General features: G+C 75.0%; 6 protein-coding genes. 2 read left to right on the forward strand and 4 right to left on the reverse strand.

Translation table 11 applies throughout. The features are described from left to right. The first annotated feature begins 259 nt into the window (after nucleotides 1–259). Together IE245_RS18320 and IE245_RS18325 are read left to right on the forward strand one after the other, a co-directional pair. Nucleotides 260–3,697 (forward strand): phosphocholine-specific phospholipase C, encoded by a 3,438-nt coding sequence (locus IE245_RS18320; protein WP_189948829.1) that lies wholly within the window; start codon nucleotides 260–262, stop codon nucleotides 3,695–3,697. A 233-nt stretch (nucleotides 3,698–3,930) separates the two neighbouring features. After that, the gene (locus tag IE245_RS18325) at nucleotides 3,931–4,560 is read left to right on the forward strand and encodes an NADPH-dependent F420 reductase (protein ID WP_189948832.1); all 630 of its coding nucleotides are present in this window, start codon (nucleotides 3,931–3,933) and stop codon (nucleotides 4,558–4,560) included. 214 nt (nucleotides 4,561–4,774) lie between these two features. Here the strand turns inward: IE245_RS18325 and IE245_RS37035 are convergent, their stop codons facing one another. The 4 genes from IE245_RS37035 to IE245_RS18345 form a co-directional block, all read right to left on the reverse strand. Then, the gene (locus IE245_RS37035; RefSeq protein ID WP_229851362.1) at nucleotides 4,775–5,608 is read right to left on the reverse strand and encodes a hypothetical protein; all 834 of its coding nucleotides are present in this window, start codon (nucleotides 5,606–5,608) and stop codon (nucleotides 4,775–4,777) included. A 510-nt stretch (nucleotides 5,609–6,118) separates the two neighbouring features. Then, entirely contained in the window at nucleotides 6,119–9,490 is a 3,372-nt protein-coding gene (locus IE245_RS18335) for an ATP-binding protein (protein WP_189948834.1), read from the reverse strand. A gap of 351 nt (nucleotides 9,491–9,841) precedes the next feature. Further along, nucleotides 9,842–12,820: a PQQ-binding-like beta-propeller repeat protein gene (locus IE245_RS18340; protein ID WP_189948836.1), complete on the reverse strand. Its 2,979-nt coding sequence runs from the start codon at nucleotides 12,818–12,820 to the stop codon at nucleotides 9,842–9,844. Next, nucleotides 12,820–15,414, reverse strand: a complete 2,595-nt coding sequence (locus IE245_RS18345; RefSeq protein WP_189948838.1) for a S8 family serine peptidase — start codon at nucleotides 15,412–15,414, stop codon at nucleotides 12,820–12,822. Before IE245_RS18345 ends, IE245_RS18340 begins: the two co-directional genes overlap by 1 nt. Nucleotides 15,415–16,417: the final 1,003 nt, after the last annotated feature.

Raw genomic sequence — 16,417 nt, forward strand, 5'->3', positions numbered from 1 at the left:
CCCACCTCGGCGCGGCCGTGGCGGCGCCGGCCTTGACCGGCTGCTTCCCGGCGGCTGAGTGTTCCGGGCCCGTCTTGCCGCCCGCGTACCGCGGGTGATCGGTCCGCGGCGTGGTCCCCGCGCTCCCACCGCATCCACCAGTACCTCGCGATCATGGCTTTGACCTGCGGATTTCGTATGAGTCCCCGGTGTGAACAGTGGGCGAATCCCTGGCGTGACGGGTTTTGGAGGTGCCGTGCCACGTCCTAGCCTCCCCGCCATGTCCGACTTCTCACGCCGTAAGGTCCTCGGCACCCTCGCCGCGGGATCCGCGCTCTCCGTCCTGCCGCCCTCCCTCCTGACGGCCATGGCCGCCCCCCTGCCGCGCGGCGGCCTCCGGGCCGTCGAGCACGTCATCGTGCTGATGCAGGAGAACCGCTCCTTCGACAACTACTTCGGCACCCTCAGGGGCGTCCGCGGCTTCGGCGACAGCAGGGCGCTGCGACTGCCCGACGGCACGAGCGTGTTCGAGCAGCCCCGCTCCGGAGGGCCCGCCGTCCTGCCGTTCTCCGCGCGGCGGGCGGCCGTCGACGCCGGGCGGCCCGAGAGCGACATCCAGTACCTCGGCTCGCTGCCGCACGGCTTCACCGACGGGGTACAGGCCCGCGCGAACGGATGGTGGAACGACTGGATCGCGGCCAAGGGCCAGAGCACCATGGCCCACTACGACCGCCACGACATCCCCCTCCAGTACGAACTCGCGGACCGCTTCACCATCTGCGACGCCTACCACTGCTCCGTCTTCGGCTCCACGAACCCCAACCGCAACTACCTGTGGACCGGCACCACCGGGTTCGAACCCGGTGGCGGGGGCCGGGCCATCACCAACGCCGCGTACTCCTACGGCCACGCCGGCTACGACTGGACCACCTACCCGGAGCGTCTGGAAGCCGCCGGGGTGTCCTGGCAGATCTACCAGGAATGGGACAACTTCACCGACAACGCGGTGGAGTACTTCAAGCCGTGGAAGCGGATCGGCCGGAAGATCCTCACCGCCGCCGGATTCGCCCACGCCACCACCGAGGAGTTCTACGACAAGCTGTGGGCGAAGAGCGACAGCGAGCGGCGGGCCGATCTGGCCCGGTTCCGCACCGCGGTCGACGCCCTCCCCGAGGACGAGCGCCGGCTGTTCCTCCGCGGCGCCTACCGCTCCGAACCGGGCACCCTGCTCACCCGGATCAAGGCCGACATCAAGGCCGGGACCCTCCCCAGGGTCAGCTGGGTGGTGCCCACGGCCGCACTGTCCGAACACCCCGGCTCCTCCACGCCCGTCGGCAGCGCCGGCCTCGTCTACGACCTGCTGGACGCCATCGCCTCGGACCCCACGACCTGGTCGAAGACCGCGCTGTTCATCAACTTCGACGAGAACGACGGCTACTTCGACCACGTACCCGCCCCCACCGCGCCCAGGCCGGAGACCGGCGACGGCGACGACTGGGTGGGCGGCCGCCCCGTCGGACCCGGACCGCGCGTCCCGATGACCGTCGTGTCCCCCTGGACGGTCGGCGGGTTCGTGAACTCCGAGCTCTTCGACCACACCTCGGTGATCCGGTTCCTGGAGAAGTGGACCGGGGTCCGGGAACCCAACATCAGCGCCTGGCGGCGCAGCGTCTTCGGCGACCTGACCTCCGTGTTCGACTTCGACCGCGCCTACCGGCAGCCCGAGGTGGAGCAGCCCGCCGCGGTCCCGGCGCCGATCGGCCGCTGGAACCCGGTGCCGCCGGCGACGCAGGAGCGGCCCGTCCAGGAGCCCGGCGTCCGCCCCACCCGGCCCTCCCCGTACCGGCTCTCGCTGCGCGCCACCGTCACCGACACCGAGGTGCGGCTGGGGCTCGGCAACGAGGGGCGACGGGCCGCCGCGATCACCGCGTACCCGGGGGACGGGACCGCTCCGCGGACCTGGACCGTCGCCGGCCGGGACAGCACCACCGGCAGCCTGCCGTACGGCCCCGAGGGCTACGACCTCCAGGTGCACGGCCCCGGCTGGGCCTTGTGGGAACTGCGGGGCGCGGGCATCGGCGCCGAGGCCCACGCCGTCGAGCGCGCCCACGCCCGCAGCGTGGACGTGGAGTGCAGCAACCCGTCGGGACGGACCCGCACGCTCCTGGTGGGGGAGTCCACCCATCCGCGGCACGGCGACCGCGTGCGGACCGTCCGGCTGGCGCCCGGCCGGAAGAGGACCGTGTCCGTACCGCTCGCCCGCCACGGCTGGTACGACATCGTGGTGCTCGACGAGGACGACCCGCGCTTCCTGCGGCGGATGTCCGGCCGGCCCGCGGACAGCGGACCGGGCGCCACCGACCCGGCGATCGGGACCGGGCCGGCGCTGACCGCGGCGCTCGTCCTGCCGGAGCCGCTGCCCCCGCTGACCGCCCCGCTCGTCCAGGGCAGCCCCGCCGAGGTGACGGTCCGCATACGCAACGAGGAGACGGGCCGGCTGAGGGACCTCGCGGTGGCGCTGCCGGCACCGGCCGGCTGGACGGTCGAGTCCTCCGGGCCGGTCCCGCGGAGCCTGCCCGGCGGCGGCTCGGCGGACCTGCGCTTCACGGTCACCCCCGGGGCCGACGCCACCGCCGCCACCCTCACCGTCGTCGCCCGCGCCGAAGGCGACGGCCTGCTGCGCGTCGCGGACGCCCGGATCCGGGCCGAGGTCGCCCGCGCGGTGACCCTGACCCTGACCGCGCCGGCGAGCTCCCCCGGCACCGACGGCTGCGCCCTGTACCCGGAGCGGCCGCTGGCCGTGACCGCGACCGTCACCAACGCGGGCAACGCCCCGCTCACCGACCTGTCGGCGGCGCTGGCGGTACCGGACGGGTGGCGTGCCGAGGCGGCCGCCGACACCCCGGCCTCGGTCCCCGCCCGTACGTCGGTGAAGGTGGTCTGGGAGGTCACGGCGCCCGCGTCGGCGGCCCGCACCTCGGCGACGCTGAAGGCGACCGTCGGCGCGCGCACCGCGGGCGGCGCGGCGGTGGAGCAGACGGGGTCGCTGGCCGCTCGGGTGGGGCCGGTGATGACCGGCTACCTGCTCGCCGAGGACTTCGAGTCCCTCGCCGACCGGCTCGCCCCGGCCACCGACCTGAGCCGTCCGGGTCTGCGGGGCTGGACGCGGACCGCGCCCGAGGGGTGGACGGTCACCAACGCGGCCGGGATGCCGCAGGGAACGGAGGAGCTCCACGGCTGGTCGTTCCTGTCCCGGCAGTTCTGGTTCCCGGCCGGCCAGGAACGCGCCGCGTTCGGCCGGTCCCTGGGCGTCGTCGCCGTCGCCGACCCGGACGACTGGGACGACACGGGCAGCCCGTCCAGCCGTGGCACCTTCGACTCGACGCTGACGACGCCCGCCGTCGCGATCCCGGCGGGAACCCCGACGCTGTACCTGGGCTTCGACTCCCACTACCGGCAGGAGAGCCCGCAGGAGGCGGAGGTGACCGTGGTGTTCGACACCGGCGCCACCTCTCGGGTGCTGCACTACTCCAGCGCGCCGTCGGGGAACACCAACAACGGCCGTGACCAGCAGAACCGACTCGTGACCTGTTCCTTCCCGGTGCCGGCCGACGCGCGCTCGGTGAAGGTGGGCTTCCGGGTCCACCACGCGGGCAACAACTGGTTCTGGGCCGTGGACAACATCAGGCTGGGAACCTCCCCGGTCGCCGACGTCTGACCGGCCGCGGCCCCCGCCCTCCCGCCCCCACCCGCCGGAGTCGGCCGGGGCGGGGGCCCAGGACCGGCCCGCCGGGCCTGCGCCGCGCGTACCGCCCCGGCATCGGCCCGGTATGGGCCGCGTCGTCAACTCCCCGCTCGCGCGGGGCCCTTAGGGGACTAAGTCTTTGGTGGGGGACCGGACGGGACCATGGCCTGATCCCGTGGGGACGCGTGCGTCGATAACTTCGCCGTATGCGTATCGGACTGCTTGGCACTGGAAACGTCGCCCGCGCACTGGCCCACGGCTGGAAGGGGGCGGGGCACGACGTCCTTCTCGGGTCGCGGCGGCCCGGGGAGCGGGCGGACCTCGGTCTTCCCGTGGCGGGTTTGGAGGAGACGGCCGCTCACGCGGAGGTGCTCGTCAACGCGACCCCTGGCGACGTCTCCGTGGAACTGCTGCGTTCCATCGGCGCGGAGGCCCTGGCCGGCACTCTTCTCGTCGACGTCGGGGTGGGCCTCTCCGAGGACTACACCCAGCTCGCCCATCCCAACAGCAGCCTGGGAGAACAGATCCAGGCGGCCTTCCCCCGAACCCCCGTCGTCAAGACGCTGTGCACCATGGACGCCACCGCGATGGTCGCGCCGGGCGAGCTCGACGGCCCGAGCACCGTCTTCCTCTCCGGAGACGATGCCGGGGCCAAGCGGACCACCGGGCGCCTGCTCGCCGACCTCGGCTGGCCGGCCTCGTCCCAGCTGGACATCGGCGACATCACCACCGCCCGGGGCCAGGAGCACTTCGCCTTCCTCTTCATGGGCATCGCGGGCGCCCTGGGCGCCCACACCTTCAACATCAAGGTGGTGCCCCGGAAGACCTCGGCGTAGGGAGCGGCGAGGTGAGGACGGGCGTCTGCTCCTCCCGTACGCGGGACGGTCCCGTACGGGAGGCCCCTGCGGACGGCCGCGGACCTGCTCCCCGCCCGCGCGAGGACGATCCCGGGCCGCGCCCGCGGACTTCTCGTCGCCGGCGGGGGCCGTGTCCGCGGAGCGGGGGCCGGTGAGTGCGTCCCTCCACGGGACGGATGTCCGCCGCCGGAGATCAGGGGCGCCGGGACGAGGGGGCCGCCTCCCCGCCCGACCGGTCGGCGCAGAACGACCGGATCTCCTTTAGCAGCTCCGGGTAGTGCTCCCCGTACGTCTCCAGCGCATGCGACACCGCGTCCGGAGCCGCTTCGAGCGGGGAGGGCTCGGCGGCAGCGAGTACGGCGGGCAGGGCGAAGTGCGGTTGCGAGATCAGTCCGCGGACCTGCGGTGCGGGGGCGGGACGCGTCAGCGCCGCGGGGGCGGCGAAGGCGGGGACGTGTCCGACGTCCGCGCGTACTGCCGACAACTTGTCGTCGGACACCGCCGGTGGACGGCTTTCCGGCAGTCGGCCGAGTTCGTGGTGCTTCGCCCCGTCGTCTCCCGGTTCCGAGGCCGGGACCCATGCCCACCCGGCGGGCGCCGGGGGGAAGCAGGGCGGCCGTCCGGGGGGTGTCGCCCCTCGCACCGGCGGTCCCGGCGCGAGCGGCGTGGAGCGCAGCGTCTCCCACATCCGGGCCGTGTCGTCGAAGGGCGGCGGAAGCGGTTGCCCCTCCGCCAGTGCGGTGAGCGCCCTGGCGACCCACGGCACGGTGGTCAGGCCGGCCGTCTCGCACGCCCGGCACGCGGCCGGCAGCGCCACGGAACGCTGGACGTCGGCCCCCGCGGCGTCGAGGGCGTGCACGAGGTCGCTGTCGAAGGCGACCAGGCCGAGGACGTTGCTTCCGCGGACGGCGCGGAGCCTCTCGCTCGGCAGCCTGCCGCCCCACTGCCACCTCTCGTCACGCAGGCGCCGTTCCTCGGCGGCCCGTTCGTCGGCGGCCCGTTCGTCGTCCGTGACCGGCCCGTGCACAGAGCACCTCCTTGTCCGGACGGCTTCACAAGCCCGGCGTCCCCGCCGGACCGGCCGTCACGTGCTCCGCATCATGCCGTAGGCCACTGAAACCCGCTGAGGCACCGTCGGACCGGCACGACTGTCACCGCCTCCTGCTTCCCGCCCGCGCAGGGACATCCGGGTGGCGCCGGCGCTGCCGACCGAGCTGATCGCCGTCGACGGGCGCGTCAGCCTCCTCGCGGGCGTACAGGCGCTGCGCAAGGGGTGGCTGACGCTCTGACCACGAGGCGCACCGACCGCCGTGGGCGGCGGAGGACTCCGGAGCGCCGGAGCCCGGTGACGGGCGGGTGACGCCAGGGCCGTAGCCTCCGGTCGGGCCGGCCGCCCGGAGCGAAGGGCGCCGTCCGGCAGCCCCCGATCCCGCAGGAGCACGCTCATGGACCCCGTGCCGCCGCGAGGCCGCGACCGCGCCACGGCGCGGCGCGGCGGGAGGCTCCCGCGCGGAGCCCGGACCCCCGGCGGCCGGGATCACCCGCCGGGAGCGCGGACCTCCTGGATCCTGCGTACGGCCGCCGGGTAGGGAAGCAGCTCGGCCAGGTGCGCGGCCTTCGCGAACGCCTCCTCCGCCTCCCCGGCGTCACCGCGCTCGGCGAGCGCGGCGGCATGGACGGTACGGGCCTCGGTCTCCGCGATCCGCTCTCCCGTCCGCGCCGCGCGCTCGGCCTCCGCCGCGGCCAGCGCGACCGCCCGGTCCGGCCGGCCGGCCGTCAGATGCGCCCACGCGGTGACGTGCGTGTGGCCCGTGACCTGACCGAGCAGCACCAGCGCCTCGTCGGGCCGGCCGGAGCGGACCAACCACTCGGCCTGCGCGGTGCGCGCCTCGTTCTCGGCCTGCCGGTCGGCGTTGTCCCGTGCCGCGGAGACGGCGGACCGGCACAGCTCCCCGGCGTCGCCGTCCCCGCCGCGCAACAGGACGCGTGCCAGGGCCACCCGCGCGTACGGGGTCGACCGGCCGAACGGAGCGCGCACGGCGGCCCGGGCCAGCTCGGCGGCCTGGGTCGTCTCCTCCAGCATGAGGTGCAGTTCGGCGAGGTTGGCCTGCTCGAAGGCGACGCCCGACCGGTCGCCGATCCGCTCGGAGAGGGCCAGGGCGCGCCGGCCGGTGGCGATGGCCTCGCGCAGCCGTCCGGACCGGCGGGCCTGCTCGCGCAGCACGGACAGCACCGAGCCCAGCAGCCAGGGTTCGCCGTACGCCTCGGCGTGCGGGAGCGCCTCCTCGGCCACCGGCCCCGCCTCGGCGAACCGCCCGGCCAGCGCCAGCGCCGTCGCCCGCAGGGAGAGGCTGCGGGCCAGCAGGGCCCGGCGCTCTGACCCCACGACCCGCTGCGCGCACGCGGTCGCCGCTTCGGCCGCGCTTCTCGCCTCCTCGTAGTGGCCCAGCACCAGAAAGGCCAGGGCGCGGCTGCCGTGGTGGGCGGCGGCGGACTCGGCCCTGACGCCGGCGGCCGGCGGCCGGGCGTCGAGCAGGTCGAGGCCCTCCCGGGCCTTGCGCATGCCGACGAGCACTTCCGCGAGGCGCCCGGTGGCCAGCACCAGGCCGTCCTCGTCACCGCGCCGGCGCAGGTCCGCCTCGGCCTCGCGCAGCACGGTCGCCGCCTCCTCGAAGCGGCCCATCCGCCGCAGCACCGCTCCGCGGTCGATGCGCGCCCAGGAGGCCTCGGCGGCCAGCGAGTCCAGACGGCCGGTCAGCTCCGCGTAGTACCGGTCCGCGGTGTCGTTGGCGTACAGCGCCGCGGCGCGCTCGGCGGCCCGCCGCAGATACGCGGTGGCGCGCGGGTCGTCGGCCCGGGAGAGGTGCGCGGCGAGCGTGTCGACGGCGTCGGGGCGGCGTCGGCGCACGGCTTCGGCGTAGGCGGCGTGCAGCACCCGGCGGCGGGCGGCGGAGAGCCGTTCGTAGCAGGTCAGCCGGATGAGGGGGTGACGGAAGGCGAGACCGTCGACGGTACGGCCGTCGACAACGATGTCGCGCTCGGCGAGGACCGCCGCGGAGACGGCCGCCTCCGCTCCCGCGGCCGCCGCGGCGGCGGTGAGCCCGTCCCCGGGGGAGAGGACGCCGGGGGAGGGGGCCCCGGGGGAGACGGGGAGGGAGGAGACGACGTCCAGGACCTCGGACATCGCCGCGTGCCCCCCGGCGATGGCGACCACCTCGACGACGCCGCGCGCGACGGGCGCGAGCCGGGACAGGCGTCCCGCGACCAGCTCCCGCACGCCCCGGGGCGCCTCGCTCCCCCCGCCGTCCCTCAGCTCGCGGGCCAGCTCCAGCGTGAAGAGCGGATTGCCCAGCGACAGGTCCCAGACCCGTTCCGGCACCGGCGCTCCCGGCGGCAGACCGAGCACGTCGGCCGCGAGGGCCAGGCAGTCGTCCCGTACGAGACGGTCGAGGCCGACGTGCCGGGCCAGCCCCGCGCGCCGCAGGGAAGCGAGCACGGCCCGGCGGGGATCGTCCTCGGGAAGTTCCTCCGGGCGGTAGGTCACCGCGAAGCGCCACGCGCCGGCCGAGCGGCGGGCCAGGTGGCCGAGCAACTGGAAGGAGCCCGTGTCGGCGGCGTGCAGGTCGTCCAGGACGACGAGCACCGGCGCCGTCGCGGCGAGGTCGCGCAGCAGGGCGGCGGTGGCGGCGAAGAGGCGGTCGCGTTCCTCCTCGGGACTGCGGGCGGCGTCCGAGCCGGCGTGGCCGAGGGACGGCAGGAGCGCGGCGAGCTCCGGGTAGTCGGCCCCGGCACGGGCGCGTTCGGCGACCGGCCGGTCGGCGAGCCAGCCGTCGAGCGCCTCGACGAACGCCCCGTAGGGGGTGTGCCCCTCGGCGTCGTGACCGGCGCCCCACAGCACCACGGCGCCGTCCTCCGCGGCGCGCCGCGCGGCCTCCGTGACCAGCCGGGTCTTGCCGAGGCCCGCCTCCCCGCCGAGGAGCTGGACGGGACGCGCGTGGGGGGAGAGGAGTTCCGCGAGGGCGTTCGCGCGGCCGTGCAGCGGACCGGGCGGAGGCGTGCGGAGCGCGGGGGGCAGGGCGGTCCCGGACGGCCGGGCGGCGGGCCGTGCCCCGCCGCCCGGCCCGTCGAGGGCGAGGAGATGCAGCTGCTCGGTCCGCGGGCCGGGCCGGATGCCCAGCTCGGCGTCGAGGGCCTCGCGGCAGGCGTGGAACTGCGCGATCGCCTGGCGCCGCAGTCCCTGCCGCAGATAGGCGCCGATCAGCAGCTGATGGGCGCGTTCCTCGGCGGGGCCGGCGAGGAGGACCTCCCGGGCCACGTCGGCCGCCTCCTGGGCGGCGCCCCTTTCCAGCAGCGCGGTCCCGTGCGCCAGCCGCAGCCGGTCGCGGAGCTCGCCGATCCGCCGCCGGCGCTCCCCGGCCCAGTCGGCGTACCGGTCCTCGGGCAGCAGCTCGCCGGTGAACGCGGCGAGGGCCTCGGCGAATCCGTCGGCGTGCCCCCGCTCCAGGGCCTCGGCGGCGAGCCGCTCGGCGTGGTCGACGTCGACCCATACGGTGGACGGCTCCAGCCGGAGCATGGCGCCGTCGCCGGTGAGGTACGAGGAGGCGGCGCGCGGCGCCAACTCCGGCTCCAGCGCGCGGCGGGCGGCGTGCAGGGCCACGCGCAGGCTCCCGAGGGCCGCCTTCCGGTCCGCGCCGGGCCAGCACGCCTCCATCGCCTGGTCGCGGTGGAGCCGGTGGTCGGGAGCGACGGCGAGCAGTTTGACCAGGGCCTGGGCACTGGGCCGGGGCCAGCGGTCGGCGAGCGGCGGACCGCCGTCACGGGTCGCCCGGAAGCCGCCGAGCAGGTGCAGACGGAGCAGCGGGGGCGGGGCGGACGGGCCGGTGGTGCTGGATGGGTGTGCCGTGTGCATGAGGCGCAACAGACTAACGCCCGCTCCTGTGCGGACGTGCGCGGGCCTCCGGGCCGCGAGCCGGTCCGCCGTGCGCGCGGGTGCGTACGCGTCGTTCCCGCGGCGACGCGGCGCCCGCGGCGGCGGCGGGGCGGCTGCGGCGCCGCGGGGCATCCGCGCGCGCCGCGGCCGTCCGAGGGGCCGGGCGCCCGTCCTCGCATGCCCGACATCGATCCGGACGGGTGAGGGGCGAGGGGCGGGGCGCGGGGGAGAGGGGTGAGGTGCGGGCCACGGCCTTGCCGCAGGCAGGCCCGGGCAGGTGGGCGGAGGCCGGCGGACGGGCGGGCCGCAGAGGATCTGCGGCCCGCCGGATCAGGCGTTGTCGATGGTCAGCGTGATCATCGAGCGGAGCGCGGTGTACGAGCCGATCACCGCGTTGCCGACGAGGGCGGCGCTGCGGTCCGCCCCGTAGCCGTCCCAGTTCAGCAGGACGACCTCCTCGCGCCCGTCGCCGTCGAGGTCGGCGGCGAGGAACTCGCGTGCCCCCAGGGCGCCGTAGGAGGCGGCGGAGGCCGGGTAGTGGACGCCGGACGTGAGGATCGACGCGTCGTAGACCGAGGCGAAGGTCTCGCCGCCCGCCACGACGAGGCGCCGGCCCTCCGGGCCCGTGACCAGGGCGCTGCTGCGGATCTCGGAGAGCGTGAGGACCTGCTGACAGGCCGTCGGGTCGCCCGCGTAGGTCCGCAGGGAGACGAGGCTGCTGCCGATCAGGCCCTCGGGGGCCGTGTACCAGTTGGCGAGGGTGGCGTAGCCGCCCGCCCTGGACTCGTGCAGCACCTCGCCGGTGCGGCTGTCGCGGATCTGGACCATGATGGCCAGCTGGTTCGGCGGGGTCTGCGCGGAGTCGCCGCGGACCACGTAGGTGAAGACCACCGCGTGACCGTCGGCGTAGGGGATGCCGGGGCCGGCGAAGGTGCCGGCGCGCAGCGGGATGCCCAGCACGGCGCCGGTGGTGCCGGTGGCGGGTGCCTTCTGGGCGAACGACCAGGCGACCGAACCGTCCGCGCCGTTCAGACCGACCCCTCCCACGGGGACGCCGGCGCTCGCCGGGTCCATGCCGCGGGTCTGGTACTGGGCGTAGACCTTGCCCTCGGAGGCCGACAGGTCGGCGAAGGCCGGGGTGCCGATCTCCGCCGGGACGGACCACTCCCACTTCAGGGCGCCGGTGCCCTCGTACGCGCGGACCTTGTCGGTGGCCACGGCCACCTCGGCGGCGCCGTCGCCGTCGAGGTCGGAGGCGACGACGTTGCGGACGTACTCGCCACCGCCGTCGATGGTGGTGAGCACCTTGCCCGTGGTGGCGTCCACGATCGCGGCCGCAGTGTCGGCGGCGACGACGAGTTCGTGGTCGCCGTCACCGTCGGTGTCGGCCTTGACGATCTGGTTGACCTGCCCGGGCAGGGTGGCGGTCCACAGCGGCTTCGGCGTGCCCGAGACCGTCGAGGGGCCGTCGTAGGCGAACAGGCCCCGGGAGACGCCGCCGACGACGACGTCCTGCTTCCGGTCGCCGGTGACGTCGAGCGCCACGGCCGAGGAGACCGGGCCCTGCAGGGGCGTGAGGCTCTCCTCCTTGCCGTTGGCGAGGTTGTAGACGTGGATGTTCTGGTGGGTGTCGACGGTCCGCAGGCGCCGGCCGCCGTCCTTCGCGTACGCCTGCGCGCCGATCTGCGCGCCGACGATCCCGCGCTTCTCCCACTTCACGGCACCGTTGTTGCCGGCGAGGACCGCGAGGCGGGCGTGGTGGGCGCCGCCGCGGTTGGCGGCGACGGTGGAGTTCCGGTCGTCGAGGTACGAGGCGACGATCCTGCCGTCGACGGCCCGGAGGTCCCACGGGATGCCGGCGTCGGCGCCGCTGTTCTCGGACGGCTTGACCGTGCGGGCCCACAGCGGGGACGCGTCGTCGCCGTTCAGCGCGCGCACGCTGCTGGAGTCGAGGAACGGTCCCGAGCTGGAGAGCGTGGCCTCGGCGACGGTGTACTCCGGCTTGTCGTCCCCCTGGACGTCGGCGATCTCCATCGCCGTGGCCACGGCGTTGACGCGGGTGCCGAGGCCGGTGCGGCCGCCGTCGGCGAGGGCGTACCCGGCGATCTCGTACGTCATGCCCTCGCTGTAGTCCGACTGTTCCAGGGCGACGATCCGGCCGCGGGAGTCGTCGAGGCGCAGCTGGCGGACGTAGTTCCGGCCCGACTTCTCCCAGCGGACGCTGCCGTCCGCCGTGTCGATCAGCAGGGTGTGGCCGCTGGGGGTGAGGCCGGGGGCGTAGCGGCGGGACTGGTTCCAGGAGGCCGCCAGCAGGCCGTCGCCGATCGGTTCCAGGGAGCCCCAGGCGACGCCGGTGTAGGTGCCCGCGTCGTACGTCCACGTGTCGGCCGGGGTGAGCCGGCCGTCGGCGTAGGAGAAGCGGATGCCGTGGAGCGTGGTCTTCGAGCCGGCCGGGGAGTTGACGTTGTAGAACGGCGAGTCCGCGACCACGAGGGTCTCGCCGACGAGCTTGACGTTGTACGCGCCGGCGTACAGCTTCGACCACAGGGTCCTGCCGGTGGAGCCGTCGAGCACCGTGACGAAGGTGCCGTTGGGCAGGGTCGATCCCGGCGAGGTGAACGGCCGGTAGGGGAGCACGCCGACCTTGGCGGTGAAGACGATGTCGTCGACGCCGTCGCCGGTCAGGTCCCCGGTCGCGTAGCCGTCGTCGGAGGACGCGTCGAAGGGGCTGACGGCGTTGAAGCCCATGACGACCGCCGCGGGGTACGGCTCCTTCGCCGCCCGGGGGGTCGGGGTGACCTGCCAGTCCGTGTGCAGCGAGGCGGAGTCCCGCTTCCACAGCCGCTTGCCGTCGGCGCTCATGCGCTGGAGGACGCCCAGCGCGTGGACGGTGAAGTAGTCGCCGTCGGTCCCGCCGACCGCGATCGTGCGGGCGGCGCCCTGGACGCCCTCGACGGCCGAGCGGCGGGTCATCTTGAGGGCGCCGGATGCGGCGGCCGTGCCCGTGCCGGCGGCCGTCCCCGTCCCCGTACCCGTGCCGGCGGCCGTGTCCGTGTCGGAGCTCTCGGCGGCCTCCTGCTCGGCGGTCTCCTGCGCGCCCCGGGCGGTGTCCAGCGCGTCGAGGCCGTTGGCCCCGTCGCCGTACACGTCGGGCTGGAAGCGTCCGGCCAGCTTCTCCGCCTGGGTGTCGGTCAGGGTCAGGAGCCCGGAGTCGTCGGCCTGGGCGGCGACCGGGGCGGCGCTGAGGGCCAGTCCGGCGGCGACCAGGACGGAGGCGAGGCGCAGGCCCCGTCGGTTGATGCTGCTCATCACGCGCCCTTCGGGGTGAAGCGGATTGCGGTGGCGTCGCTGAGGACGGCGGAGTCGAAGGAGTGGCCGAGGCCGTCGGTGCCGGCCTGGTTCTCGATGCCGGTGGTGGCCGACGCGCCTCGCTGGAGCGGGTTCGAGCCGATCCCCTTGTACTGGAGGGTGACGGCGCCGCTCGCCTCGTCGAAGACGGCCTCGAAGGAGATCCGGACCGTGGGGGCGGCGACGAAGGCCGCGTCGTTCCAGACGATCGCGAAGCGACGGGCGCCGGGGGAGCCGGTGGTGGCGGTCCGGACGCTGGACTTCCGGTCCAGGACCAGGTCGTCCCAGAAGGCGGCGACGACGCCGTCGGGCTGCGCGGCGCCGGGCAGAGCGGTGTTCTTGTAGTCGCCCAGGCGCGGGGCCAGGAAGTTGACCAGGCCGTTGGTGGTGACCGACGCGCTGGTGTACGTGGTGTCGTGGAAGCGCACCGGGAAGGGCAGCGTCACGGTGGCCGCGTCCTCGTCACCGGTGAGCGGGATCTTGGTGCTGCCCGCGATCCAGGAGGAGGCGACCGGAGCGCAGCTGTAGGTGCCGGCCGTGTCGGTGCGGTTCGGCAGCCGCACGGTGGCGGTCTCGTCCCCGTCGATCGTCAGGGGCCGGGCGTAGGAGCCGTTGCACTTCACCGGGGCGGCGGGGGCGGCGGTGAGGGTGAAGGAGCCCTCGGCGACGTCCGGGACGGTGAAGCGGCCGGTGGCGTCGGTGGTGACGGAGGGGACGGGGGTGCCCGCGACCTTCACGGTGGCGCCGGGAAGCGGTTTGCCGGTGACGTCGAGGACGGTGCCGGTGACGGCGTGGTGCGGGACGACGCCGAGAGCGAAGTCCTTCGTCGTGTCGCCCCCCGCGGAGACCTCGTACCCCGACTCGCCGGCGGTGGCGTAGCCGTAGCCGCTCAGCGTCAGGGAGTAGGTGCCGGCGGGCAGGGTCAGCCGGTACGAACCGTCGGCGGTGGTCGTCACGGAGCGGGTGACGGCGTCGCCGGCCGCCTTGACGGTGATGGTGCCGATCCCCGTGCCGGTGGCCCTGTCGGTGACGCGGCCGGTGACGACGGCCGCGGTGTGCGGGGCGGCGTCGACGGCGCCCAGGACGTCGAGCCTGCCCTCGCCCCAGACGTTGTTCATGTCGGCGGTGCCGCCGCAGTGGGTGTCGTCCACGTCATGGGCGGCGTCGTTCAGCAGCTCGCGGGTGGCGTCGATGTTCCCGACCAGCGAGGGAGCCTCGGACCAGAGCAGCGCGACGGCGCCCGCGACGTGCGGGGTGGCCATCGACGTGCCGTTGATGGTGTTGTACGTCGAGCCGGGCCAGGTGGAGCGGATGTCGACGCCCGGGGCGGAGATGTTCGGCTTCGCCGAGCCGTCGACCGAGGAGGGGCCGAAGCCGGAGAAGGAGGCGATCTTTCCGGTGGAGTCGTAGGCGCCGACGCCGTAGGCCGGAGCCTGCGCGCCGGGGGCGTGGGCGGTGGAGCAGGTCACGCCGTCGCCGTCGTTGCCGGCCGCGAAGGCCTCGAAGATGCCGGCGGAGTTCCACGCCTCGACGATGTCCTGGTAGAAGGTGGTGTTGCCGCCGCCCCAGGAGTTGTTGACGATGTCGGGGGCGAGGTCCGGGCGCGGGTTCTGCCCGTTGCGGTCCGTCGGCGCGAGGATCCACTGCCCGGCGGCGAGCAGCGACGCGTCCGAGCAGGACCTGGACTCGCAGCCCTTGGCCGCGATCCAGGTCGCGCCGGGCGCGACGCCGACGCCGCCGGAGGCGACCATGGTGCCCATGGTGTGGGTGCCGTGGCCGTTGTTGTCGCACGGCGTCCCGGAGGCGCCGCACTGCCCCGTCGGGTCGTACCAGTTGTAGTCGTGGGCGAAGGCGCCGTTGCCCAGGTTGCCGCGGTAGTTGCCGACGAGCGCCGGATGGTCGTACTGCACGCCCGAGTCGATGTTGGCGATGACGACGCCCTCGCCGCGGTCGCCGTACTGGTCCCACACCTGGTCGGCCTTGACGTCCGCGATTCCCCACTCCGGCGTGACGGCACCGGGCGCGTCGGCGGCGACGGTGTTCCCGGAGGCGGAGGCGGAGGCGGAGGCGGACGCGGTGGCGGTGGCGGCCTCGACCGCGTCGAGCCGGTACGTCCGCTCCTTCACGAGGCGCGCCACGTCCGCGCGGGCGGCGAGCGCCTCGACGACGTTCTTGTCGTCGGTGGTCACCAGCAGGGCGTTCGCGATCCAGTAGGGCTCGTACCCGACCTTCTTGCGGTCCAGGAACGAGCGCAGCGGCCTCTGGCTGTCCGCGGCCTCGGTCCTGAGCGCCTCGAAGGCGGCCTTCGCGCGGGCGCCGTGACCCTTCGCCTTCTTCGCGGCGGACAGGTCGGCCTGGTCCTTCAGGACGACGAAGAACCGTGACCGCTCACCGGCGGAGACGGCGTCGAGCACGGCGGCGTCGACCTGCGCCCGACCGGGGGAGGAGGCGGCGGCGGACGGGGGGAGCACGCCGGCCGAGCCGCCGAGCACGGCCACGAGGGCGACCGCCGCCCACGCGCTGCCCCGGCGCCGGGGTGTGCGGGAGACATTCATCAAAGGGAACTCGCTTCTTCGCAACGGGGGGACCCCGGCCGGCCAGGTGGTTCTCACCGGCACGCACCGGGCGGTGCCACACGCTAGGAGGAGCGCGTTACTGGGGCATTACTGGACCTTCCGAGGGTCCGGCACCCCGCCGCGTGGTACCGGCGCAGAGGCGCCACGGCTTCGACGGGGCCGGAACGGGGAGGCGCCCAGGCCGGCATGAGCACGGCGAGGCGCTCTCGTCGACCGCGAGCCGAGGCGGTCTGCGACGGGCCGATCCCGTTGTGCGCCGACCGCCGACCGCTGTCCGCCGACGGGATACGAGGAAGCCGGCTTCGGGCGTGAAGCGGTTCCTCCCCGGTGCGTCCTGCGGAACGGCGCGTGTTCCGCGCGCCGTTGTCCGAGCGGGTGAGCCATCGCGACCTGACGACGGGACAAGAGACTGCCCTGGGGAGCGTTCGGCCGCCGCACGGCACGGCGGCGGCACCCGGAGGCTGCTCACCGGCGGCGTCGGCCGGACCCGACTCCGGCGCGGGGGAGGCGGCGGTCGAGCGAGCGTACGTCATCCTCGACCGCCGGGAGGACGAGGTGGAGGGGCGGTGCCCGGCCGGGACCGCCGCGCAGCCGGACCCTCGGCCGGACACGCGCCGCGGCCGCCTACGAGGAGCAACGGCTCGCGTACGTCTCCACCGTCGCACCGTCGCAGGAGGCGGGCAGCGCACACGGCTCACCGGCCGACGGCTTCTCCACGGCCGTGGACCGCTCGTCCGTGGCAGCCTTTCCGGGGTGGGATGCCGACGAGGACGAACACCATGGGACGGCGCCGACACCGACCGACAAGAAGGACTGGACAACGAGGACAGGGAACTCACCGACCCCGACGGCGCCCGCTGCCACGGCATGCGGACCGTGCGCGAGCCGCCCGCCGCCGTCCCCATGTTCGTGTCGCCGTCCCTCCCGTGCGCCGGGGCCGTCGGTTCCGAGGGCGTGGTGGCCGGTAGCGGGACGTTGTCGG

The organism is Streptomyces roseolus (genome assembly GCF_014649855.1).
GTDB lineage: Bacteria > Actinomycetota > Actinomycetes > Streptomycetales > Streptomycetaceae > Streptomyces > Streptomyces roseolus.